Origin of the sequence: Sulfitobacter sp., assembly GCF_036960155.1 — a bacterium.
GTDB lineage: Bacteria > Pseudomonadota > Alphaproteobacteria > Rhodobacterales > Rhodobacteraceae > Sulfitobacter.
On the sequence record NZ_JBALWB010000003.1, the window covers coordinates 30,106 to 52,262 of the forward strand.

The following is a 22,157-nucleotide window of genomic DNA, read 5'->3' on the forward strand; positions in this document are numbered from 1 at the left end:
TCATACAATTATTCGACGGGCTGTTCATAACTGAACGGCCCGTTTTGCGTTCAATGGTGCCAGTTCGCGTGAAGGCAATCGGCTAATTTTATATTATTAAACGATTTTCGACCCATTGTGAGAATCTTTGCAGCAGGTTATCTTTGCCCCTGAGTAGAGAGTGGTGAAAAATGTCCAAACCCGTCACAAACGAAGAGGTCGAAGATGTTTTGTCTTCGATCCGCCGATTGGTATCCGAAGATAAGCGTCCTCTTGCGGGGCTGCGTAGCGCGCCATCCGAGCCAGCACTGGTTTCGGAAACCGAGCGCACACCCGAAGTTGAGGTCGCGGCTGATCCTGTGGCAGATCGTTTTGTATTGACGCCTGCGCTGCGCGTAGCCGTAAGCCAAGATATTGCAGACAATGCTCCGCTGGATTTGGGGTCTGTAGCGCGTGAGACGTGGATCGAGCCGGAAGAGGCTGAGGCCGCAGATGCCGAACCGCTGATGCTGTTCCCGACCTCTCAACAAGATGTTGCAGAAACGGATGAGGCAACCTTAGCAGCGCTAGTCCATGACGCGGTCGAAACTGAGACACAGCCGGCTGATGATGGCCTCGAAGACGGTGATTATAGCGATGAAGGGTATTGGAATGAGGAAGAACAGGCTGCATCTGACTCTCATGAAGTGAGGGAAGACAGCGTTTCCTCGGATATCGATTCTAGTGATGATGATGTGAACTGGGATGTTGACGACAACGAAACCTATTCAAGCCACGTTGAAGACGAAGAAGAGCAGACGCCTGAAGTTGCCCATGAGCCTTTGGATGAGAAATTCTTTGATTCTGAAAGGGATGTTGAGGCTGAAATTGATAGCGACGACGCTGAACCATCTGTGGCCTCAATTATACCTTTGACCGATAAGATTGCGGCATTGGAAGCCGCAGTAGGGGAGATTGTGCAAGATTGGGAGCCTGATGGAGATCTCGAAAACGAGTTGGCTTCTACTGATGTGCCTGCGATGACTTGGGAGGATGATGTTGAGTTGGACGCAAAAGGTGCGCCGATGGTCGATGACGTCGATGATTACCCCAGTGATATCGAAGAAGAGCAGGACGCGCCCGCCGCTGTGGCTCCGATCGGCAGCGCATTCGGCGTTGATGACCAGCTGATGGATGAAGAAGCGCTGCGTGATCTGGTAAGCGAGATTGTGCGCGCGGAACTTCAAGGTGCTTTGGGCGAGCGGATTACACGCAATGTGCGCAAATTGGTGCGCCGTGAAATCCACCGTGCGCTTACCGCGCAGGACATGGAGTAAGGCTTAGCTGACTTCGGCCGCGGCTGATAGCAGCGCGTCGAGGTCAAAATACGCTTCGATATGCTCTGCTAGTGCGTCCAGCGTCTCCTCAACTTGATCCTCAAATACCACGGTTGAGGCAGCCCCTAGCGCCCCAAGATAGGCTGCGCGAAATGGGTCCGATGCGAACACCCCATGTAAATAGCACCCCAAAACACGGCCATTGGCGCTGGTTGCCCCTTCGTCGGTATTACCAAGGCGCAACCAAGGGCGCGCGCAGGCGGCGCCCTGCGTTTGACCCATATGGATCTCATATCCGCTGAGCGCTGCACCACTGTCCAGATGCACGCCCGCGCGCAGCAGCAGGTTTTTGCTAGGTTCCAGTACTGTGTGAACATCTAAGTGCCCCAGCCCCTCAACGGTTCCAGCAGGGCCTTCAATGCCGGCTTCGTCACTGATTGTTTTCCCTAACATCTGGTATCCGCCACATAGGCCCATCACATGCCCGCCGCGCCGAATGTGCGCTGCGATATCAATGTCCCAGCCCGCTTCACGCAGCGCTGCCAGATCAGAGATGGTGGATTTGCTGCCAACCAACAGGATCAGGTCTGTATCAGCGGGAATTGGATTGCCTGCGGTAATCATGCGTAAATCCACAGATGGCTCTGCGGCCAATGGATCAAGATCATCAAAGTTCGCAATCCGCGGGAGCTGTGGCACGGCCACGACCAATCCAGCGCCGCCAGAACGTGCGCGTGCGGGTAGGTCCATCACATCCTCGGCGGGCAAACGTGATGCGTGGTTAAACCATGGCAACACACCAAGGCATGGCCAGCCTGTGCGGGCAGCAATATCATCACGTCCGGCGTCAAACAGGCTGCGGTCTCCGCGAAATTTATTTACGCTAAATCCCTTGATCAGTGCATTATCTTCAGGTTCGAGAACTGCTTGGGTTCCCACGATTTGGGCAATTACACCGCCACGATCAATGTCACCCATCAAGATTACAGGCACGCCAGCGGCACGGGCAAACCCCATATTGGCAATGTCACCTGCGCGTAGATTTGTTTCAGCAGGGGAACCTGCACCCTCGATCACGATCAAATCACATTGCTCAGCAAGGCGGTAAAAACTCTCTAGCACTGCTGGCATGAGGGTTTCTTTATTCTGTCCAAACGCGCGGGCTTCTTGATGGCCAGCAACTTGTCCCTGTACGATGACTTGGGCGCCTGTAGCTGTTTGCGGCTTGAGTAGAATAGGGTTCATATCGGTATGGGGATCAACACCACAGGCACGTGCCTGTAGCGCTTGGGCGCGGCCGATTTCCCCACCATCTGATGTCACGGCGGCATTGTTTGACATGTTTTGCGGTTTGAAGGGGCGCACATTAAGGCCGCGTGCCCTGCATGCGCGCAAAATGCCAGCCACAATCATGGATTTCCCGACATTGCTGCCAGTGCCTTGTATCATGATCGCTTTTGCCATTTTCTGCCCTTTGCCTGTTTGGGGCAAAGTGGCGCAAACAGGCGCAGAGGAAAAGGGCATTTCATGAATACACCAGCGCATCTGCTGATTGGCGCGGCCATTATGGGTAAGAAAAATAACCCAACGCTGATCTGGGCGGCGTTGGCGGGGGCATTTATGCCTGATGTCTCGTTGTATTTATTGGCAGGAGGTGCGTTGTATTTGTTCAGTATCCCACCTCAAGTGGTGTTTGATGAGCTGTATTTTTCAACTACTTGGCAGACCATATTTGCCGTGGATAACTCGTTTTTTGTGTGGGGTGGCGCGCTTGCCTTGGCATTGTGGTGGCGCAAACCTTGGGTGATTGCTTTTGCAGGGGCGGGGTTTATCCATTTGTGTCTGGATTTCCCTCTGCATCACGATGACGGGCGGGCACATTTCTGGCCATTGTCACACTGGATTTATGAAAGTCCGTTGAGCTATTGGGATAGGGGCCATGGGGCGCATTGGATTGCGCCGCTTGAAGGGGCTTTGGCCGCTATGGCTGCAGTCCAGATTTGGCTGTTCAGACCTGGCTGGAAGATTCTGTCACTGGTACTGCTATTGCTGGCAGCAGAACTTTCCGTGACATGGGTTTGGGTTTTTGTGTTTGGCGCATAAAAAAACGCAGCCAAACGGCTGCGTCTTTTTTAACAGTCTAGGAAAAGTCGCTTATGCGGCTTCCGCCTGCTGAGCAGCATTGCGGCGCTCAGATTCTTCGCGTGACAGGGCGACAGAAGTACGTACACCTTTGCCAACAAAGTCCATCAATCCGGTGACAACACGTTCGTTCGGGTCAATACCAGCACAGCTAAGTACTTCGCGACCATCACGAGAGCGAGCCCAACGGGCGATTTGCTCTGGACCATTGCCATATTTTTTGTCATCTGCAATTGCATCGTCTAGTGCAGCCAGTACTACGGCTGCAAACAGTTTACGGGCACGGTTACCTTGTTCGTTATTAAAGGCAGTGCCATCAACGAAATCTTTCAACTCGTCGTCCTTCCATTATTCTTGCTCTTGTCATTTTCGGCGTTCGTTTCTTCTGACAGATAAAGAGCGATTCGGATACCCTTTTAACGCATGGCTGCCATGATCATTTTGCATGGCTTGTTGTGGGTTGCATACTAAACAGGGCAGCTTGCGCGTGGTTTCTACGCAAGATATAGGGATGATCAAGATTTCATCAACCTTTTGACAGAGTTTTGCCCATGCCCAAAATTAACGGAAACGAAATTCGCCCCGGAAATGTTCTTGAACATAATGGAGGATTGTGGGCCGCTGTGAAGGTAGATCACGTAAAACCGGGTAAAGGTGGTGCATTTGCGCAAGTAGAGATGAAGAATTTGCGCAACGGTTCCAAGCTAAATGAGCGTTTTCGCAGCGCCGACAAGGTCGAACGCGTGCGTCTTGAACAGAAAGATCAGCAGTTCTTGTATGAAGATGCAGGCATGTTGGTGCTGATGGATACGGACACATACGAGCAAGTTCAGCTGGCCGCAGACCTGCTGGGAGAGCGACGTCCGTTCTTGCAAGACGGCATGATGATCGTTGTCGAATACCACGACGACGAGGCAATTAACGCTGCGTTACCTCAGAAGGTAACGTGCAAAATTGCCGAGACTGAGCCGGTTGTGAAGGGGCAGACAGCTGCCAACTCCTTTAAACCTGCGATTCTGGACAACGGCGTGAAGGTAAGTGTACCTCCGTTTGTAGGGCAGGATGAGGCTATCATCGTGAACACAGAAACGATGGAATACGTAGAACGCGCCTAAAGTTACATTTTTAGGAAGCTAACACAGCGCGGCCCACCGGGCCGCGTTTTGCGTTTTAGGCAAGGCGTGTGACTGTGGCGCCATTTGCATCCATCGCAGCAGTTGCACGGTCAAATCGCAGATAGGCCAATGCCTCGTCGCCGGAACGGGTGAGCAGGGTGCCCGCTGCTTTTCCATCCGCAGTCGTAATCGGCGTGCCTGCGGGGGCATCCCCAATGACGGATACGCGCGCCAAACCCTTGCGCAATTCTGTTTTGTGTTTCATGCGCGCGGTGACCTCTTGGCCAACATAGCAGCCCTTGCGGAAATCCACGCCGTGGATACGCTCAAACCCCATCTCAAGGATGAAACTGTCTGTGGTCAGCTCGGTGCCTGAGTTTGGGATCATCTGGGTAACATAGAGGGCAGGCCAGTCGACGGCATCATCATCTTGAGGTGTTTCACGATAGGCACGCCAGCCCAGTGCAGGATCACGTGGATCAGCAGCCCCGTCCGCAGGAGCTTCATGGAGGCCTCGGTGAAGGTGTAGATCGGTGCGCTCAATCTGCACATCTGCGCGCAGTTTATACATCGAAAGGCGTTGGACCAGCATGTCTGCGAGCGCAACATCAACATCCAGCAGAATGGCGTCGCCGTCGGCCTTGAGGAAGAAGTCAGCGAGATATTTGCCTTGTGGGGTCAGCATGGCGGCATAGACCAGACCGCCTTTGATGCCCGCGATGTCATTTGTTATCAACCCTTGCAAGAAATCATGGGCGTCAGCGCCTGTTAGGCGCAGGATTTGGCGGGAGGGAGCGTTCATCGGGGTATCCTTTTGGAGTTGTTTTCAATATAGCAATTCACGTCCCGCGTAACAGGGGCATCTTTGAGGAATGTCATGCGGGCGCAAATTTCAGTTGTTGTACCTACCTATAATGCCGAGCCCGCTCTTGCCGGGTGCCTTGGCGCGTTGATGGAGGGGATTGAGCAGGGGCTCATCCGTGAGTTGATTGTGAGTGATGGCGGTTCAACTGACGCGTCAGGTGCGGTGGCACAGGCGTGGGGAGCTGAGGTATTGAGTGGCCCTGCGTCGCGCGGGGGCCAGTTAAGGCGCGGTGTGGATGCGGCCAAGGGCGATTGGGTGCTGATCGTGCATGCCGATACAATTTTGGCCGCAGGTTGGACTGAAGCCGCACGGTTGAAATTGAATGACCCCGAGACGGCTGGATGGTTCATGCTGGCGTTTGATCAGCGGGGCATTGGAGCCACTGTTGTTGCAGGTTGGGCAAATCTGAGAAGCCGTTTGGGGCTGCCTTATGGCGATCAGGGGCTGCTCATTCATCGCGATTTATACAATGCTGTTGGTGGGTATCCTGACCAACCCCTAATGGAAGATGTCGCACTTGCACGCCAGTTACGTGGCAAGCTGGAGATGATGGATAGTGTGGCGGTGACATCAGCGGCCAAGTACCGCAAGCAAGGGTGGATCCGGCGGGGGGCGAAAAACCTGTTGTTGTTGCTACGCTACTTTGCCGGAACTTCGCCGGAACAGTTGGCTCAATCTTATCGCCGCTAGGGTCGATCCAAAGGACGCGCCAAACGGTGCGATTACATTTGTTTGACCCGTGTCCAAGGTTCTCGCAGAGTGTTTGGTTTAGGTCCCGAAGAAATGTTGCCCAATGCGCTGCAACAGGTTTGGTTGTTGTTCTGGAGCAGGTGCGTCGCGCCTGCGTAAAACACCGCGGCGTCGGTCAGATACTGTTTTTCCATCCTTGAACTGGAGGCGATAAAGATCGGCATAGATGCCGCCACGCTCCAACAATTCTTCGTGGGTGCCTTCATCAACGGCGCGACCACGATCCATAACGATGATCTTATCAGCGTTACGAATGGTGCTAAGGCGGTGCGCGATGACAAGCGTTGTACGCCCTTTTGATAGACGATCCAAAGCATCTTGGACTACTTGTTCTGATTGAGCGTCTAGTGCACTGGTTGCTTCGTCCAACAGTAAAACAGGTGTGTTGCGCAGTAGGGCACGTGCAATTACGACGCGCTGACGTTGTCCGCCAGACAGGGCAGAACCGCGCGGCCCAACGCGTGTTTCCAAGCCATTTTCCAAATGCGGCAGGAAGTCCGAGACAAACGCTGCATCAAGCGCGTCTTTCAGCTCTGCATCACTCACGTCTTGGCGGCCCAGCACGATGTTTTCGCGCAGGGTTTCATCAAACAGCAACGCCTCTTGGCTGACAACAGAGAACAACGTGCGCAGATCTGGGATTGCCATTTCGGTCGTCGCAATGCCGCCCACACATACTTTACCCGAAGAGGGGTCAAGCAGGCGGGTGAGTAAATTAAAGACAGTTGATTTGCCTGCACCTGAAGCCCCAACTAAGGCAGTGGTTTTCCCTGCTTCTGCCTTTAAGGATAGGCCATGCAAGACTTCGGTTTCTCCAAAGGACAATGTCACGTTGTTTAATGTGATATCAGCATTGTCTTGTGGTGCTGGCGTTGGATTGTCTGGAGACGTGAGGTGAAGTGGTGCATCCATCAGCTCTTTGATCCGCTCAAGGGCAGCGGCAGCAATCTGCCATTGACCGCTAATGCCGCCAAGACGGCGCAGCGGATTAAAGGTGAACCCCATGGCAGTAAAAAAGGTCATGAACTGGCCGATGGTTTTATCACCAGAGATGATTTCGGAACCGCCGTAGAGGATCACAGCCATGAAACCCACACCTGAAATGATGTCGATCATTGCGGGAATGGCTGAGCTGCCGAATGCTGTGCGCACTTCGGTTGAGACAAATTGTTTTGTGATGTCGCGGTATTGGCGGGATTGATACTCTTCCAGAGCGTTTAATTTGATTTGGACAATGCCATGAAAGACCTCGTCAAGGCGCGTGGACAGGCTGGCACCTAGATCACGTGCTTCGCGGGCACGACTGCGCACAAAACGCTGCGCGAACGCGGCAGGTAGTACCATCACAGGGATGCCGATACAGGCCAGTAGCGCCCAAATTGGATCAATTGATATCGCGACGCCGAGAAGTACCAACAGTCCGATGAAGTCCCGTCCCGCACCCGTAATGACAGCGCGCCAGACATTGCCGACAGCGTTTACATCCGATTGAACCCGTTGGATCAAAAATCCGGGGGGGTGCGTTTGGTGAAATGCGCCGTCTTGTTGCATCATCCGGTTGAGCAAATCGATCCGCATGTCTCCAGCAGAGCGTTGGGCAATTCGGGTGAGCAGCACTTTTTGGGCAACGCCAGAAAACGCACGGACCACAAAAATACCAATCAAGACAAAGCCAACGATCAATAGCCATGAATGCTGGCCTGCGACAAATACGCGGTCAAACATAGGCTCCATCAGCTTGGCCATCGCGCCAAGACTTGCGCCTTCGAGGATCATAAAACAGACCGCAACCAGCAGTTTACCCATATGTTGGCGCAGGTAGTCCCGCCAAAGCCAGCGCATCAGGGCGCCCGAAGTATAAGTTTGTCCGTTGCTCATGGGAGGGTCGGCTTTCATTTTGGGGCCTTTTCAGGTTGCGCAACCATAATGCGCGTATAGCGGTGGAGCAAGTAAGAGCTGTGATTGACGACAGGTCCTTGCAAGGTATGGTTGCCGAGAACACTCTGCCAGCAACTGTTTGAGAAATAGGAATAAGACGTATGACGAATAGGCCGAACCTGTCCCATGGTCGTGGGTACCTAGCCATCCCCGGTCCGTCAGTAATGCCTGATGCGGTTTTGCAGGCGATGCATCGCCCTGCGCCTAATATTTACGCTGGTGAATTGATAGACATGATGCCGGGCATCATAGCCGACCTTAAGCGTGTCGCGCGCACCCAGCACCATGTGGCAATTTACATCGGTAATGGCCATGCCGCTTGGGAGGCTGCACTCAGCAACGTCATTGCACCAGGTGAACGCGTTTTGGTTCCGGCGACGGGACGTTTCGGCCATGGATTTGCTGAAATGGCCGAGGGTATCGGTGGAGATGTGCAGATACTCGATTTTGGCAAATCTTCCCCCATGGATCTTGATCGCATTGCCCAAGCACTGGCTGAGGATAAGGACCACCTGATCAAGGCCGTGTTGGCCGTTCATGTGGATACATCAAGTTCGGTCATCAACGATATCAAAGGCGTGCGCGGGGTATTGGATGCAGCAGGGCATCCGGCCTTGTTGATGGCAGATTGCATTGCCTCATTGGGATGTGACCGCTTTGAGATGGACGATTGGGGCGTGGATGTGATGGTAACGGGATGCCAGAAGGGGCTGATGGTGCCTCCCGGGTGTTCGTTTGTGTTCTTTAACGACCGCGCGCAGGCTGTTCGCGATGCAATGCCGCGTGTCAGCCGTTACTGGGATTGGACGCCGCGCAGCACTGGTACAGAACTGTGGGAGTTCTTTAACGGCACAGCTCCTACGCATCACTTGTATGGCCTGCGAACCGCGTTGGACATGATCCACGCTGAGGGGATCGAACAGGTATGGGCGCGCCATACGGTGCTTGCGCGCGCAATTTGGGCCGCCTGTGAGGCATGGTCGACTGGTGGCGATCTACGTCTGAACATTACTGATCGGGCCAATCGCAGTACTGCGGTTACTTCGCTTCGTCTGAGCGGAAACGATGGCACGCGCCTGCGGAATTGGGTGGAAAACGAGCTGGGCCTTACGTTAGGCATCGGGCTGGGCATGGCCGAACCGGATGATCCGGCCCGCGATGCTTATTTCCGTCTGGGGCACATGGGCCATGTGAACGGTCAGATGATCATGGCGTTGTTGGGCGGTATGCAGGCGGGCATGTCGAGCCTTGGCATCGCGTATGGACCGGGCGCGTTAGACGCAGCAGCGGAGGTGATCGCGGGGCACTAGCCCGCGGTTAATCTTGTTTGGAAGCAATTAGGCTGATTGCGCGGTTGATGCACCATCCGGTGCAGGCCACTGCGATCAGCCCCCAGATTGCCCAGATCACAAAAAAGACCCACGCGACATTAACGCCGAACATGACAATGCAGGTCTGTTTATAGTTAGGTGCGCTGCCTTGCGTGTTCTTCATCATCAGAATCCTTGGTACAATCTTGTATCAAGGTAACGCAGGATTCCATTTCGTCAGCCTTTTTCTGCATCTGCCAATGCGTCGGGCAAGGCCTTGGCGAGTGCATTTAGCATGTCACCTGTGCCACAACTGATCCTGATGCAGCGATTTTGCGGCGCTACAAACGGCATACGCACAAAGATGCCGCGTGCAATCAGGCCGTCCAGAACAGCCTTGGCAAATTCTGCGTCTTTACCACAGTCTATCGTCACAAAGTTGGCGGCTGAGGGCAGGGGCGTAAGACCGTTGGCTTTTGCAATCTCAAAAATGCGTGTGCGTGCATCAGCGATTTGGCTGAGGACTGTTTCGAGATACGGTTGATCATTTAAGGCAGCCAGCGCACCAGCTTGGGCAGCGCGGTTCATACCAAAGTGATTGCGAACCTTGTTGAAGGCCAAAATGAGGTCAGGATGACCAATGGCATACCCAACCCGTGCGCCCGCCATTCCGTAAGCTTTGGAAAAGGTACGCATTCGGATCACGCGTGGATCATCCGCAGGTAAAGGCAGGGCCGTGCCTTCGGGCGCGCATTCCACATAGGCTTCATCCAAGATCAGCAATGATCCGGCGGGTAAGGCATCCATAGCAGCCGCGATATCCTCGCCCCTATGGTGGCTGCCCATCGGGTTGTCAGGGTTCGCAAGATACACCAGTTTTGCATCCACTTTAGCGGCTTTTGCAAACAGGCTGGCGAGGTCTTCAAAGTCATCCACATAAGGCACGGCGTGCAATGCACCGCCAAATCCCGCTACGTGGTAATTAAACGTCGGGTATGCTCCGGCCGATGTTACAACAGCATCATCCTGCCCAACCATCAGGCGAACCAGATAGCACAGCAAACCGTCGATACCTTCGCCAACAACGATGTTGTCAGGCCTGCAACCGTGATGGGCCGCAAGGGCAACGCGCAAATCATGGCTTTCAGGGTCGCCGTACATCCACTGGCCTTCAACGGCCATTGCCTCAATCGCGCGGGGCGACGGGCCGAACACGTTTTCATTGGCCCCCAATCGTGCGTCAAAGGCAGCACCGCGCGCGCGTTCTTGGGTTTCGGGGCCCACAAACGGAACCGTAGCAGGTAGGGATTGGGCGAGCGGGGTAAGGCGTGCATTTGTCATGATGCGTAGTTAATGCAAGCGCGCGCCTTGGGACAAGCCCTTGAAAATCAGCAATGAGGTTCATATATGAGAATGGATCGCAAAAACTGGAGAATTGGCATGGCCAACCTCACAAGACGTGGATTTATCGGAACAGCAGCGGCAGCAGGTGCGCTGCGCGGTGTAGGCGTCACGATAGCCAAACCGCCAATGCGCCGGATCCTGACGTTGGCCTATGACAAAAGCCTCGGCATGATGCGCGCGGTTGAGCGTCTTGTCCCACGGTAAGTGCCGCCACGTTTTGCTGGCGTGATGGCTTTCGCTCTGTTTGGCTGCGTCCAAACATACCGGAGGAAAGCTTATGTCCCGCGTCTCAGTTACCTATGAAAACCACATCGCCCATGTTCGCCTGACACGGGCAGATAAGATGAACGCCGTTGATCAAGACATGATCACAGCGATCATTGCAGCAGGGAATGAGGTCGCAGCCTCTGACGCGCGCGCGGTGATTATCTCGGGTGAAGGTAAAGCGTTTTGCGCAGGCATCGACATCTCTGGCCTGTCTGGCATGATCGGAAAAGACCCGGCAGAATTGTTGATGCCGCGCACCCACGGCGAAGGCACAACAAACCAATGGCAAGAAGTGGCAATGGTCTGGTCGCGCATGGATATCCCTGTGATCGCAGCGGTGCACGGCGCCTGTTACGGTGCGGGCATTCAGTTGGCGCTGGGCGCTGACATTCGCATTGCCTCACCAGATGCGAAATTTGCAGTGATGGAGATGAAGTGGGGCATCGTGCCCGACATGGGCGGCATGGTTCTGCTGCCAAAGCTGGTGCGCACGGATGTGCTGCGCCGCATGACCTATACGGCCGAACCGATCAGCGCTGAACAAGCCGAGCGTTGGGGCATCGTGACCGAAATCGCGGATGATCCAATGGCAGCGGCACAAAAGCTGGCTGAAACCATCGCGGGGAAGAGCCCGTCGGCCATCCGCGCAGCGAAGCGTTTGATTGGCGTGGCAGAGACCGAGGATGCAAAAGCAGTGCTAGACGCTGAATCGCGTGAGCAGGTTGATCTGCTGGGTAAACCGCATCAGATGGAAGTCATTGCGGCGACATTTGGCAAGCGGCCAGCGGTCTTTAAATAAGGCCCAACAGACTGTGATTAGGAAGCGCCGCAGGTTAGCGTAGAAACTTGCGGCGTGCCTCAACGGCGATGTTATAGCGCAGCTCAAGGCTGCTGATCTTGGCCATCTGCTGTCCGCGGGATTCCTCAGTAGTGAGGCTGCTGTAGACCTTGCGCGCGGCATCCAGCTCTTTCTTGACGGCAAATTCTTCGGGCACAACGCCCGCTTCCGCCATGATCCGCATTCCGGTTGAGAGGGCGGCTTGCTCGCCCGTCTCGATTGCTTGCTCAGGCAGCGGTTTGCCCTCCCCCTTGAGATCCGTGAGCAGACCCGCGGCACGTGCCTTGGCGATCTGGGATTCAATGAGGCGGGCAAAACTGCGCATGTCCTGATCCTATCCGATTTCCGCCAAACGGTCCATCGCGGCCTGTAGCTGGTCGGTTTCTTCCTGACGGGCCGCCAGATTAGCTTGGGCTTCAGCAACCACCTCGGGAGGGGCGGAGGCGGCGAATTTGGGGTTGTTCAGCCGCCCCTTGAGGCCACCCATTTCCTTGGCCAGCTTATCCAGTGACTTTTGCAAACGGGCCTTTTCTTCGTCAAGGTCGATGAGCCCCTCTAGCGGCAGGCCAAATGTTGCACCCGGTGCGCTGATGGCAACCGTGCCTTTCGGGAACGTATCGGCCTTTTCCAAGGTTTCAACGCGCGCAAGGCGTTTGATCATGGTCTCATTGTTGTCCCATGCGGCCTGCGCTGCGGCGTCCATACCTGTCACGATCATCGGCACCTTTAGACCCGCAGGCACGTGCATCTGCGCGCGCGCGGAGCGGATGTTTTCGATCAGCCCGATGACCCAGTTCAGCTCACGGTCGGCATCGCTGTTGAGCAGCTCAGCCGTGGTGTAGGTCGGCCAATCGGCATGGACCAGCTGTTTGGTGCGCGTAGCGGTTTCGCCCCATAGTTCTTCGGTGATGAAGGGCATGATAGGGTGCAGCAGGATCAAGCATTGATCCAGCACCCACGCCATAGTTTCGCGGGTTTCTGTCGCCTGTGGTCCTTTGCCATCGTCGTCTTGCAGCAGGGGCTTGGACAGCTCGACGTACCAGTCACAGACTTTGCCCCAGACAAACGCATACAGCGCACTGGCCGCATCGTTAAAGCGGTAGGTTTCTAGCGCTGCGTCAACTTCTTCGCGCACACGTGCCGTTTCGCCGACGATCCATTTGTTTAGGGTCGCGTTGGGTGTGGGCATGACGGCTTGGGTGTCGCTGAACACGTGGTTCATTTCGGCGAAGCGATGAGCGTTCCAGATTTTGGTGCCGAAATTGCGATAGCCCGCAATCCGAGTTTCTTCCATCTTGAGCGCGCCACCAAGGGAGGCCATGGCCGCATTGGTAAAGCGCAGCGCGTCCGCGCCGTAAGCGTCGATGATTTCCAGCGGATCGATGACATTGCCCACGGATTTTGACATCTTCTTACCCTTGGCATCGCGCACGAGGCCGTGGAGGTAAACCGTGTCGAACGGCACTTTTCCCGTTGTATCAAGCTGCATCATCATCATGCGCGCAACCCAGAAGAACAGGATGTCCTGACCTGTGATCAGATCAGAGGTGGGGAAGTATTTGTTGAGCGCGTCGTTCTGCGCGTCAACCGCATCATCGCCCGTCCAGCCGAGTGTCCCGATAGGCCAGAGTCCGGAGGAGAACCACGTGTCTAGGACGTCGGGGTCGCGCCAGACAGGGTAAACTATTTCAGTTGGATCTTGGGAAAAGGAGTATTTCCCTAAGCTCTCCGCCAGCACTTGCATCGCTTCAGCGCGTGAGGTGACATCGATAATGCGGGCATGATTGAGCGGTGTAGGCAATCCAGCTGTAAAGTCGTTGAAACCCTTTGTTACGGATTCGAAATCTGCGGCACATTGCAGATGATCCTTGCCTTCAGGCAAGGATTGGTCTGCCAACAAGCGCGTGATTTCTACAAGATCAAGGGTACCATCGCCTTCGTCATCAACGAAGCCAGCACTTTGTAGGTCCAAACCATACCAAACTGGTATCTGGTGTCCCCACCACAACTGCCGCGAGATGCACCAAGGTTCGATGTTATCGAGCCAGTTATAGTACACTTTCTCACCACTCTCGGGCATGATTTTCACGTCGCCGTTGCGCACCGCATCAAGGGCAGGGCCGACGATTTGGTCAGTGTCCACAAACCATTGATCGGTCAGCATCGGCTCGATCACTACTTTTGAGCGGTCGCCAAACGGCTGCATGATCGGTTTGTTTTCAACGTAGGGAACAGTTTCTGTGACTTCTGACTTGTTGCCGTCTTCGTCCTTCACTGTGCGGGTAGCCTCAACCATCACGGCAAGGCCTTCAGCGGTGATATCAGCCACCACTTTGTCACGGGCGTCAAAGCGATCAAGGCCACGGTACTCATCGGGTACAAGGTTCATCGCGGCGATCATCGCCTCGTCGAAATCCTGTTCGCCGTTCGAGATTTTTTGGGCGATTGCGGCCTCTTCGGCGTATGGTTTGCCGTCCGCGCGCATCGCCGCTTTGGTGTCCATGAGGTTGTACATGGGGATGCCGCCACGCTTGGCAACTTGGTAGTCGTTAAAGTCATGCGCGCCGGTGATCTTCACCGCACCAGAGCCGAAATCCTTATCGGGATATTCATCTGTGATGATCGGGATCAGGCGGCGTAGTTCTTTTGGGCCCACCGGAATTTCACATAATTTCCCAACGATTGACGCATAACGCTCATCCGTTGGGTGAACCGCAACTGCGCCGTCACCCAGCATGGTTTCAGGGCGCGTTGTCGCGATTGAGATATAGTCGCGGGTCTCGCGCAGGGTTTCGTTGCCGTCTTCGTCTTTCTCGACGTATTCATAGGTGGCGCCACCCGCGAGCGGGTATTTGAAGTGCCACATGTGACCCGGAACTTCGGTGTTTTCCACCTCAAGATCAGAGATCGCAGTTTCAAAACGCGGGTCCCAATTGACCAGACGTTTGCCGCGATAAATTTTGCCCTCGTTGTACATCTGCACAAAGACTTTGATCACGGCGTCGTGGAAGTTGGGCGAGTTCTCGTGGCCGACACGCGTGTCACCCGGCGCGCCGGACATGGTAAAGGCATTGCGCGACCAATCACAGGACGACCCAAGGCGCTTTAGCTGGCCCACGATGGTGTCCGCGGTGCCCTCTTTGTAGGTCCAAGCGTGTGTGAGGAATTCTTCGCGCGACAGATCCGTGCGTTTGATACCGCTTTCCGCCAGCTTGTTCTCAACAGCCAATTGCAGGGCAATGCCCGCGTGGTCCTGACCGGGCTGCCAAAGCGTGTCAAAGCCGCGCATGCGGTGCCAGCGTGTCAGGATATCCTGAAGCGTGTTGTTAAACGCGTGACCCACGTGCAAGGAGCCGTTCACATTGGGAGGCGGGATCATGACGCAATACGTCTCATCGCGGCTGGCGTTTGCACCCGCTTTGAATGCGCCTGCTTGTTCCCAAGCGGCGTAGAGGCGTGCCTCGGCTTCTTTTGCGTCGAAGTTTTTTTCCAGTGCCATGATTGCGGCTCCCGTCTCATGAATTTGTTGGTTTGATGTAACTTAGGAAGGGGATGAGGGAAAGGGCCACGCGCGGGCGGCGTGAAGTGGCCGCATTGCTGTCGATTGAATGCCATTTTTACACGTATAAATTGAATGAACGGATAAATAATAAGGCAACGGATATGATGCGGACGTTTGTGGCGGTGATTGCGCTGGTACTATTTGGATTCACGAGCGCGCAAGCGCAGGCATTGACGGTGGATACCCTTCGACCATTGGTGTTGGCGGGCGACGTTGAAGGTGTTGAGGCTGCCTTGGTGCAGCATCAGGCAGCTTTCCTGAGCGGGGCGGTCCATGCATCGGACTCCCGCGCGCCTTACGAGTTGTTTAAAACAACCCATCCTGATGTGCTGGCCTTTAGCGGCGATTGGCTACGTGAAATGCCTAACTCTGCCTACGCCCAGACAGCGCGCGCCGTGAGCCTTTTTCACATTGGGTGGATTGTGCGAGGGTCCAGATACGCGCGAGACACTCATCCGCGTGCGTTTGAGGAACACTATTCAATGCATCGCGATGCCAATGCACTTGCGTTTGAGGCTTACTACGCGAACCCTGATCTGCTTGCGGCGTCAGATATGGTGATCAAATTGGCAAATACTGGCGGCTCTAAGGATCATGCGATCGAGGTGCTGCTGGAGGTGATGGAACAACGTCCAAATTATGGGACCATCAGGTCTGGGTTTGATCTGGTTCGGCGCGGGTATGGTGGTACACCAGAAGTGGGTGAGTATTTGTGCAGTGAACTTGCGGCACTTGTTGTGGGCGAGACCTATGACGTTGGGCGGTATTGCATGATGGATCTTATGGCGTACCTCGAGGTGTACGATGATTGGCCAGAACGGATGGCTGTGTTGCTGGAGCAGGGCAATGTCCCTGATTTTGACTATTTCCAGTACTTGGTGTGGATAAATACGTTGCCGTCGACAAAGGAAACGGCTGCTAAAATCCACACATATATGCAAAATGACGAGTTCACTGAGGTCTCGGATGCGCAGAAATTTGACATCTATATCGCCTATCCGTTTGGCTATAACTTGATGGAGTATGTGGTGCTGGACCATGCAAAGGCTGAAGCACGGCGAACGTTGGTGAATGACCCAATGAACCTAGAGGCACTTGATCTGCTTGAGCGGGGCAGCATGATTGCGACAAAGAATGAAACAGGGCATTCAATGAGGCCAGTGCCCAGCGATATTTCTGCCGAGGTGAAAATTGAATATGCTAAACGGCGGGTATTCATCGCGCCTTATGATGGGGATCAATGGGTCGCTCTGGCGGAGCTCTCTGAACGCCATGCCAGCAAGGATGGACCCAAAGGATATAATCTGACAGCGTTTGACGACTATTATGTCAACGCAGTCTATTACGGTCGGAACGGATATCAGTACCTCGCTGCGATGCGGGCCAGTAAAGCAAGGCAATTGATGGGGTTTGATGCCGTTATGGCGGACCCTGCCGATGCGCAGGGATGGATGGTTTCACTGCAAAATGTTGATAGGGATGTCGATTTGCTGTGCCCTCTTATTCGTGTGGACCGTTTGATGATCGAGGTGGCAGGCCTGACGCGTGCAACCCGGCCCGATGAGGACGGCACAGCTGAGGCAATGGAAGTGTATTACGTCGATGCGGAAAAACGTGGCGTCTGCGACGTGGCGCTAAACAGCGACGTGGCCAATTTACATTTTGAGCAGCCCGTAGAAGTACCTGTTATGACTGATTTTGGATCACTTACGGTACGTCTGAATTAAACTCCTGCTCTGGACAAGCCATTCTGGGCCGCTAAGTTTCCACGTAAGGTATTCAGCGAAGTTCAGGGAGAACGTATTTGGAAAAGTTCGGCAAAAGCCAACCAATTAGGCGGGTTGAGGATGTGCGGTTTCTGACTGGTAACGGTCGGTATGTAGATGACATCACGCCTGACGGTGCGCTTCACGCTTTTGTATTCCGTTCACCCAACGCGCACGGTGTGATCACCGAGCTGGACATCAGCGAAGCTGCTGAGGCTGAGGGCGTTCGTTTGGCGTTCACCTGTGCTGATCTGGAAGCGGCGGGTGTTGATATCGCCATCCCAAGTGCGACGGTAAAAAACCGCGATGGAACAGACGGAGCAGCGCCCTTGCGACCAATGCTGGCCAAGGGGCGCGTTCGTTTTGTGGGTGAGCCTGTTGCGATGATTGTGGCAGATACATTTGAGCAGGCGCGCGATGCTGCTGAGCTGATTATGTTTGACGTGGATGAACTGCCTGCCAAAATCTCGATCGAGCGGGGCGGCGAAATGCTGCACGCCGAAGCCAAAGACAATTGCGCCTTTGACTGGGGAATGGGAGACGAAGACGCCACGGATGCCGCGTTCAAAGAGGCGGCCAAGACGGTGTCCTTGGAAGTGACCGACAATCGGATCATTGTGAATTCAATTGAACCACGCGGCTGTTATGCGGAATGGGACGGTACGCGTCTGCATGTCGCAAACAACGGGCAGGGCGTTTGGGGCCACAAGGCGAATTTGGTCAAAGCGTTTGGTTTGGAAGAGGCCAATGTACGTGTGACCAATCCTGACACTGGCGGTGCCTTCGGCATGAAGTCGATGGCCTATCCCGAATATTTCCTGATCAGTCATGCGGCTCGCGTTTTAGATATGCCTGTGCGCTGGATGTCAGAACGTACCGAAGCCATGCTGAGCGACAATGGCGGACGTGATCTGGTGTCAGTTGCGGAACTGGCATTTGACGAAAACAACAAGATCACCGCCTACCGCGTCCACTCCAAATGTAATCTGGGCGCATATAACAGCCAGTTTGCGCAACACATTCAAACCACGCTGTTTTCGCGGGTATTGCCGGGTGTCTATGACATTCAGAAGACGTGGTTGCAGGTTGAAGGCTACTATACAAACACAGTGCAGGTGGATGCCTACAGGGGGGCGGGTCGGCCCGAGGCGATCTATGTACTTGAACGGGTTATGGACCGCGCGGCGCGTGAACTTGGGATAGACCCATGGGAGCTGCGCCGGATTAATTTCATCAAACCCGAGCAGTTCCCCTATGCGGCATCCACGGGCGAAACCTATGATGTGGGCGAATTCAACAAAGTACTGACGCGCGTCGAAGTGGAAGCAGACGCCGCAGGGTTCACTGCACGCCGCGTTGCAGATGAGGCCAAAGGCCTGCTGCGGGGGCAGGGAATTTGTTACTATATCGAGAGTATCCTTGGCGATCCAAGCGAAGGTGCAAAGGTAAACTTTCTTGAAAACGGAACTGCGGAGATCCTTGTTGGGACGCAATCAGGCGGGCAGGGACATGAGACGGTCTATGCCAAGTTCCTGAGCGATCAGACAGGGATTCCGATGGATGCTATTTACGTCATTCAAGGGGACAGCGATTTGATTGCGCAGGGCGGCGGCACGGGTGGCTCACGTTCTGTCACAACGCAAAACAACGCAACCTTGGCAACCGTCAGCAAGATCAAAGAAGAGTTCACTGCCTTTTTGGCAGATGAGATGGGTGTGCCCGCAACTGAGATCAGCTTTGATGATGAGCGTTTCCGCGCAGAGGGATCAAACCTGACGCCGACGATGCTGGAAGTTGCAGAGATGGCGCGCGAAAAGGGTCGTGATGACCTCTTGAGCCATCACGAACGCGCGACGCTAGATGGGCGCAGTTTCCCCAATGGCGCGCATGTGTGTGAAGTTGTGATCGATCCTGAAACAGGCATTTCAACTGTGGATCGCTATACTGTCGTTGACGATTTTGGAAACCTTATCAATCCCTTGCTCGCTGAGGGGCAGGTGCATGGTGGCGTGATCCAAGGTCTGGGACAGGCCCTGCATGAGCAGGTTGTCTATGATGAGGACGGTCAATTGCTCACGGCATCGTTTATGGACTACGCAATGCCACGTGCGTTGGATGTTCCTAATATTTCGTTCACCAGTGAGCCTGTACCCTCCACAGCTAATGTCATGGGTATGAAGGGATGCGGTGAAGCAGGTACTGTTGGCGCACTCGCGGCTGTTTCAAATGCGGTTCAGGATGCGTTGTGGGAAAAAGGAGTGAGGCAGGCAGATATGCCATTTACGCCTCACAAAGTCTGGGAGTTGCTGCAAGGTGGGTCTATCGCCGGCTAAATCAAACACCCCGTTACTTAAACGGCTTTTTGGTCGCCTCTGGAGGCGGCCAGACAGGGATTTTGGGCCTGTGCGCGGGCAGCAGACCCACCTAATTATTCTGGACGGCACCATGTCGACACTCAAAAACGGGTGTGAAACCAATGCTGGTCTAGCGTATCGGCTGGTTCAGGAAATGGGCAGCCAAGTATCGATCTATTACGAACCCGGCTTGCAATGGCACGATTGGCGCTCGATCCGTGATATTGCGGAGGGACGCGGGATCAATCGCCAAATACGGCGCGCTTATGGGTATTTGGCCTCTCGGTACCGCGAAGGAGATCGAGTTTTCCTGATGGGCTATTCGCGCGGCGCCTATGCGGTGCGCTCGCTGGCGGGGATCATCGAACGTGTTGGGCTTTTGCATCGCGAGCACGCGACAGAGCGCAACATCCGTCAGGCGTACCGTTTGTACGAATGTGAGACTGAGAGCGCGACGACCAAGGCCTTTACGGATGCACATTGCAGACCCCAAGTGCCGATTGAAATGATTGGCGCATGGGACACTGTGAAATCTTTGGGGATCAATGCGCCCATTTTGTGGCGCCTTAGCATAGCACGCCATTCGTTTCACAATCACGCGCTGGGCGCGAGTGTGAAGCGTGGCTATCATGCGCTGGCCCACGATGAAACGCGGGTGGTTTATCGCCCTGTTCTTTGGGAAACTGATCCTTCGCGGCCGGACCAGATTGAACAGGTCTGGTTTCGCGGCAGCCACGGAGATGTGGGTGGGCAGCTGGGCGGACGTGATGTGACGCGCCCATTGTCCAACATCCCGCTGGTTTGGATCTTGGACCGGGCCGAAGCATCAGGGCTCCCTTTGCCGTTCGGCTGGCGCGAAAGGTTTGAGCAGGACGTGACCGCACCTTCCATGGGAACATGGGCGGGATGGGGTAAAATGTTTGTCACACGACGCAAGCGTATCGTGGGTCTGGATCCCTCAGAACGGGTGCACGATAGTATTGCGCCCGCCGCTGAAGAGAAAAGCGTCGCACGGGCAGAGGCTTATGCTGAACTCTGAACCATAGATATGGCCGTTGGAGTGATCGTTATCTCAGGCGATTTTCATCACGATGCAAGTTGTCGAACCTGTCGCATATAGTTTGCCGTCTTCGACACCTCGGATCTCGCCGTGTGATACGCCCGTTGAACGTCCGACGTGATCTACCGTTCCGGTGCAGTCAATTTGCATGCCCAGTGGAATGGATCGTAGTATATTTATCTTATATTCCAACGTTGTATAGATCGATCCCTTTGGCACGCATGTCATTACTGCGCAAGCCATAGCACTATCCAGCAGCGTGCCGTACCAGCCACCGTGTACTGTGCCCATGGGGTTGGTCACATTGAACTCAGGCGCGCCCCTGAACACGCACTTGCCCTCTTCAACGGAATGCAGCGTATAGCCCATTGTGCCGCCGATCGGTGGACCTGGGTTTGTGCCATCCAGAATTTTCTGCATGAATTCGAGGCCCGACAGCGACAGCGCTTCGGATTTGCTCAAAAGGTCTTCGGGGGAGGTGGCAAGGCGTGGCATTAGTGTCGCTCCGGATTGGGTTTAAAGGCAACCTAGAACCGGAGTGAACACCGGTGCAAGCCGTTACGCCACGTTGGAAAGTTCCGATTGTGGTGTGACACCCAATGCGCGGCAGACATCGCGTGTCAGCTCGGGGCGGTTAAGGGTGTAGAAATGCAACGCATCAACACCTTCAGACACCAATTCACTGCACATTTCGGTACACAAAGATGTGGAGAGCAGATCAGTGCGCCCATCACGCTCTGCTGCGCGGTAGGCTTCATCCATCCATGCGGGAATTGTTGTGCCGCAGCGTACTGCGAACTTGCGCGCTGATGTCCAGTTGGTGATCGGCAGAATGCCCGGCACGATGGGTTTGGTGATACCCGCAGCGGCGCATTGATCTCTGAAACGCAAGAAACTGTCAGTCTCAAAGAAGAACTGTGTGATTGCCTCATCCGCACCCGCATCAAACTTGCGTTTGAGGTACTGGATGTTGGCATGCTGGCTTGCCGAATCTGGATGAGATTCGGGGTAGGCACCCACGCGGATGGTGAACTTTTCTTGCAAGGCTAAGGCTTCGATCAACTCAACTGAGTTCGCAAACCCTTCGGGGTGGGGTATGAAACGGTCATCGCCCTGCTGTGGATCGCCGCGCAATGCTACGATGTCGGTAATGCCCGCAGCATGAAATTTTTCTGCAACCTCCATCGTTTCCTTAACGCTAGCACCCACACACGTAAGATGTGCGGAAACAGGCAGTTTTGAGGTTTGGTGCAAAACAAGGGCCGCGTCATGGGTCAGGTCGCGTGTAGTACCGCCCGCGCCGTAAGTTACCGAGAAAAATCGTGGCTCTAGAGGGGCCAGTGCCTGTGACGTATCCCAGAGTTTGAACGATGCATCGACGGTCTTCGGCGGGAATACTTCGAACGAAACGGCAGGGAGGGTCATGGTAGGCTTCCTTTTTATTTCGTCCCTTGTCGCATAACCTGCGATGTGAGACAAATTCATAACTTT

Annotated in this window: 20 protein-coding genes; 10 read left to right on the forward strand and 10 right to left on the reverse strand. The window is 54.6% G+C overall.

The features are described 5' to 3' along the window. Positions 1-170 precede the first annotated feature (170 nt). Entirely contained in the window at positions 171-1,295 is a 1,125-nt protein-coding gene (locus V7775_RS10175) for a hypothetical protein (protein ID WP_335751789.1), read from the forward strand. A 3-nt stretch (positions 1,296-1,298) separates the two neighbouring features. Here V7775_RS10175 and V7775_RS10180 read toward each other — a convergent pair whose 3' ends face one another. Further along, entirely contained in the window at positions 1,299-2,759 is a 1,461-nt protein-coding gene (locus V7775_RS10180) for a cobyric acid synthase (protein ID WP_335751790.1), read from the reverse strand. Positions 2,760-2,822: 63 nt separating this feature from the next. On the opposite strand from V7775_RS10180, the gene V7775_RS10185 reads away from it, so the two are divergent. Continuing rightward, positions 2,823-3,398, forward strand: coding sequence for a cobalamin biosynthesis protein CobQ (locus V7775_RS10185; RefSeq protein WP_335751791.1), 576 nt, complete (start codon positions 2,823-2,825; stop codon positions 3,396-3,398). A 51-nt stretch (positions 3,399-3,449) separates the two neighbouring features. Here V7775_RS10185 and V7775_RS10190 read toward each other — a convergent pair whose 3' ends face one another. Further along, the gene (locus V7775_RS10190) at positions 3,450-3,770 is read right to left on the reverse strand and encodes a DUF6280 family protein (protein WP_008228933.1); all 321 of its coding nucleotides are present in this window, start codon (positions 3,768-3,770) and stop codon (positions 3,450-3,452) included. 218 nt (positions 3,771-3,988) lie between these two features. Here V7775_RS10190 and efp point away from each other — a divergent pair, with 218 nt between their 5' ends. Then, a complete protein-coding gene (efp, locus tag V7775_RS10195; RefSeq protein WP_335751792.1) occupies positions 3,989-4,552 on the forward strand; it encodes an elongation factor P in 564 nt (187 codons plus the stop codon). Between the two features lie 55 nt (positions 4,553-4,607). Here efp and ygfZ read toward each other — a convergent pair whose 3' ends face one another. Then, entirely contained in the window at positions 4,608-5,354 is a 747-nt protein-coding gene (ygfZ, locus tag V7775_RS10200; RefSeq protein WP_335751793.1) for a CAF17-like 4Fe-4S cluster assembly/insertion protein YgfZ, read from the reverse strand. A gap of 75 nt (positions 5,355-5,429) precedes the next feature. Here ygfZ and V7775_RS10205 point away from each other — a divergent pair, with 75 nt between their 5' ends. Next, positions 5,430-6,107 (forward strand): TIGR04283 family arsenosugar biosynthesis glycosyltransferase, encoded by a 678-nt coding sequence (locus V7775_RS10205; RefSeq protein ID WP_335751794.1) that lies wholly within the window; start codon positions 5,430-5,432, stop codon positions 6,105-6,107. A 78-nt stretch (positions 6,108-6,185) separates the two neighbouring features. On the opposite strand, the gene V7775_RS10210 is transcribed toward V7775_RS10205, so the two are convergent. Continuing rightward, positions 6,186-8,063: an ABC transporter ATP-binding protein gene (locus V7775_RS10210; RefSeq protein WP_335751795.1), complete on the reverse strand. Its 1,878-nt coding sequence runs from the start codon at positions 8,061-8,063 to the stop codon at positions 6,186-6,188. 143 nt (positions 8,064-8,206) lie between these two features. On the opposite strand from V7775_RS10210, the gene V7775_RS10215 reads away from it, so the two are divergent. Beyond that, complete coding sequence (locus V7775_RS10215) at positions 8,207-9,415, forward strand: pyridoxal-phosphate-dependent aminotransferase family protein (RefSeq protein ID WP_335751796.1); 1,209 nt, start codon at positions 8,207-8,209, stop codon at positions 9,413-9,415. A gap of 7 nt (positions 9,416-9,422) precedes the next feature. On the opposite strand, the gene V7775_RS10220 is transcribed toward V7775_RS10215, so the two are convergent. Then, positions 9,423-9,599 carry a hypothetical protein gene (locus V7775_RS10220; protein ID WP_335751797.1) on the reverse strand — a complete coding sequence of 59 codons (177 nt, stop codon included), beginning with the start codon at positions 9,597-9,599 and terminating at the stop codon, positions 9,423-9,425. A 53-nt stretch (positions 9,600-9,652) separates the two neighbouring features. After that, entirely contained in the window at positions 9,653-10,756 is a 1,104-nt protein-coding gene (locus V7775_RS10225; RefSeq protein ID WP_335751798.1) for a pyridoxal phosphate-dependent aminotransferase, read from the reverse strand. Positions 10,757-10,855: 99 nt separating this feature from the next. Between V7775_RS10225 and V7775_RS10230 the strand changes: the two genes are divergently transcribed. Next, entirely contained in the window at positions 10,856-11,023 is a 168-nt protein-coding gene (locus V7775_RS10230; RefSeq protein WP_335751799.1) for a twin-arginine translocation signal domain-containing protein, read from the forward strand. 73 nt (positions 11,024-11,096) lie between these two features. Further along, on the forward strand, positions 11,097-11,885 hold the full coding sequence (locus V7775_RS10235; RefSeq protein WP_335751800.1) for a crotonase/enoyl-CoA hydratase family protein: 789 nt from the start codon (positions 11,097-11,099) through the stop codon (positions 11,883-11,885). Between the two features lie 34 nt (positions 11,886-11,919). On the opposite strand, the gene V7775_RS10240 is transcribed toward V7775_RS10235, so the two are convergent. Together V7775_RS10240 and V7775_RS10245 are read right to left on the reverse strand one after the other, a co-directional pair. Then, a complete protein-coding gene (locus tag V7775_RS10240; protein WP_335751801.1) occupies positions 11,920-12,249 on the reverse strand; it encodes a DnaJ family domain-containing protein in 330 nt (109 codons plus the stop codon). Between the two features lie 9 nt (positions 12,250-12,258). After that, on the reverse strand, positions 12,259-15,423 hold the full coding sequence (locus V7775_RS10245) for a valine--tRNA ligase (RefSeq protein WP_335751802.1): 3,165 nt from the start codon (positions 15,421-15,423) through the stop codon (positions 12,259-12,261). A gap of 164 nt (positions 15,424-15,587) precedes the next feature. On the opposite strand from V7775_RS10245, the gene V7775_RS10250 reads away from it, so the two are divergent. From V7775_RS10250 to V7775_RS10260, 3 genes are all read left to right on the forward strand, one after another. Beyond that, on the forward strand, positions 15,588-17,213 hold the full coding sequence (locus tag V7775_RS10250; protein WP_335751803.1) for a hypothetical protein: 1,626 nt from the start codon (positions 15,588-15,590) through the stop codon (positions 17,211-17,213). Positions 17,214-17,290: 77 nt separating this feature from the next. After that, the gene (locus V7775_RS10255; RefSeq protein ID WP_335751804.1) at positions 17,291-19,585 is read left to right on the forward strand and encodes a xanthine dehydrogenase family protein molybdopterin-binding subunit; all 2,295 of its coding nucleotides are present in this window, start codon (positions 17,291-17,293) and stop codon (positions 19,583-19,585) included. Beyond that, the gene (locus tag V7775_RS10260) at positions 19,566-20,645 is read left to right on the forward strand and encodes a DUF2235 domain-containing protein (protein ID WP_443070109.1); all 1,080 of its coding nucleotides are present in this window, start codon (positions 19,566-19,568) and stop codon (positions 20,643-20,645) included. The genes V7775_RS10255 and V7775_RS10260 overlap by 20 nt, the downstream gene beginning before the upstream one ends. Positions 20,646-20,678: 33 nt before the next feature. Here V7775_RS10260 and V7775_RS10265 read toward each other — a convergent pair whose 3' ends face one another. After that, positions 20,679-21,161 carry a PaaI family thioesterase gene (locus V7775_RS10265; protein WP_335751806.1) on the reverse strand — a complete coding sequence of 161 codons (483 nt, stop codon included), beginning with the start codon at positions 21,159-21,161 and terminating at the stop codon, positions 20,679-20,681. Positions 21,162-21,224: 63 nt separating this feature from the next. Next, on the reverse strand, positions 21,225-22,091 hold the full coding sequence (gene metF / locus V7775_RS10270; protein ID WP_335751807.1) for a methylenetetrahydrofolate reductase [NAD(P)H]: 867 nt from the start codon (positions 22,089-22,091) through the stop codon (positions 21,225-21,227). Positions 22,092-22,157: the final 66 nt, after the last annotated feature.

Excerpts from the sequence above, each read along its gene's own strand:
- efp (WP_335751792.1), top strand. The coding sequence starts at position 3,989 with ATGCCCAAAATTAACGGAAACGAAATTCGCCCCGGAAATGTTCTTGAA.
- V7775_RS10250 (WP_335751803.1), top strand. The coding sequence starts at position 15,588 with ATGATGCGGACGTTTGTGGCGGTGATTGCGCTGGTACTATTTGGATTC.
- V7775_RS10235 (WP_335751800.1), top strand. The coding sequence starts at position 11,097 with ATGTCCCGCGTCTCAGTTACCTATGAAAACCACATCGCCCATGTTCGC.
- V7775_RS10230 (WP_335751799.1), top strand. The coding sequence starts at position 10,856 with ATGGCCAACCTCACAAGACGTGGATTTATCGGAACAGCAGCGGCAGCA.
- V7775_RS10180 (WP_335751790.1), bottom strand. The coding sequence starts at position 2,759 with ATGGCAAAAGCGATCATGATACAAGGCACTGGCAGCAATGTCGGGAAA.
- V7775_RS10240 (WP_335751801.1), bottom strand. The coding sequence starts at position 12,249 with ATGCGCAGTTTTGCCCGCCTCATTGAATCCCAGATCGCCAAGGCACGT.
- V7775_RS10225 (WP_335751798.1), bottom strand. The coding sequence starts at position 10,756 with ATGACAAATGCACGCCTTACCCCGCTCGCCCAATCCCTACCTGCTACG.
- V7775_RS10185 (WP_335751791.1), top strand. The coding sequence starts at position 2,823 with ATGAATACACCAGCGCATCTGCTGATTGGCGCGGCCATTATGGGTAAG.
- ygfZ (WP_335751793.1), bottom strand. The coding sequence starts at position 5,354 with ATGAACGCTCCCTCCCGCCAAATCCTGCGCCTAACAGGCGCTGACGCC.
- metF (WP_335751807.1), bottom strand. The coding sequence starts at position 22,091 with ATGACCCTCCCTGCCGTTTCGTTCGAAGTATTCCCGCCGAAGACCGTC.
- V7775_RS10205 (WP_335751794.1), top strand. The coding sequence starts at position 5,430 with ATGCGGGCGCAAATTTCAGTTGTTGTACCTACCTATAATGCCGAGCCC.
- V7775_RS10175 (WP_335751789.1), top strand. The coding sequence starts at position 171 with ATGTCCAAACCCGTCACAAACGAAGAGGTCGAAGATGTTTTGTCTTCG.
- V7775_RS10220 (WP_335751797.1), bottom strand. The coding sequence starts at position 9,599 with ATGAAGAACACGCAAGGCAGCGCACCTAACTATAAACAGACCTGCATT.
- V7775_RS10215 (WP_335751796.1), top strand. The coding sequence starts at position 8,207 with ATGACGAATAGGCCGAACCTGTCCCATGGTCGTGGGTACCTAGCCATC.
- V7775_RS10245 (WP_335751802.1), bottom strand. The coding sequence starts at position 15,423 with ATGGCACTGGAAAAAAACTTCGACGCAAAAGAAGCCGAGGCACGCCTC.
- V7775_RS10265 (WP_335751806.1), bottom strand. The coding sequence starts at position 21,161 with ATGCCACGCCTTGCCACCTCCCCCGAAGACCTTTTGAGCAAATCCGAA.
- V7775_RS10210 (WP_335751795.1), bottom strand. The coding sequence starts at position 8,063 with ATGAAAGCCGACCCTCCCATGAGCAACGGACAAACTTATACTTCGGGC.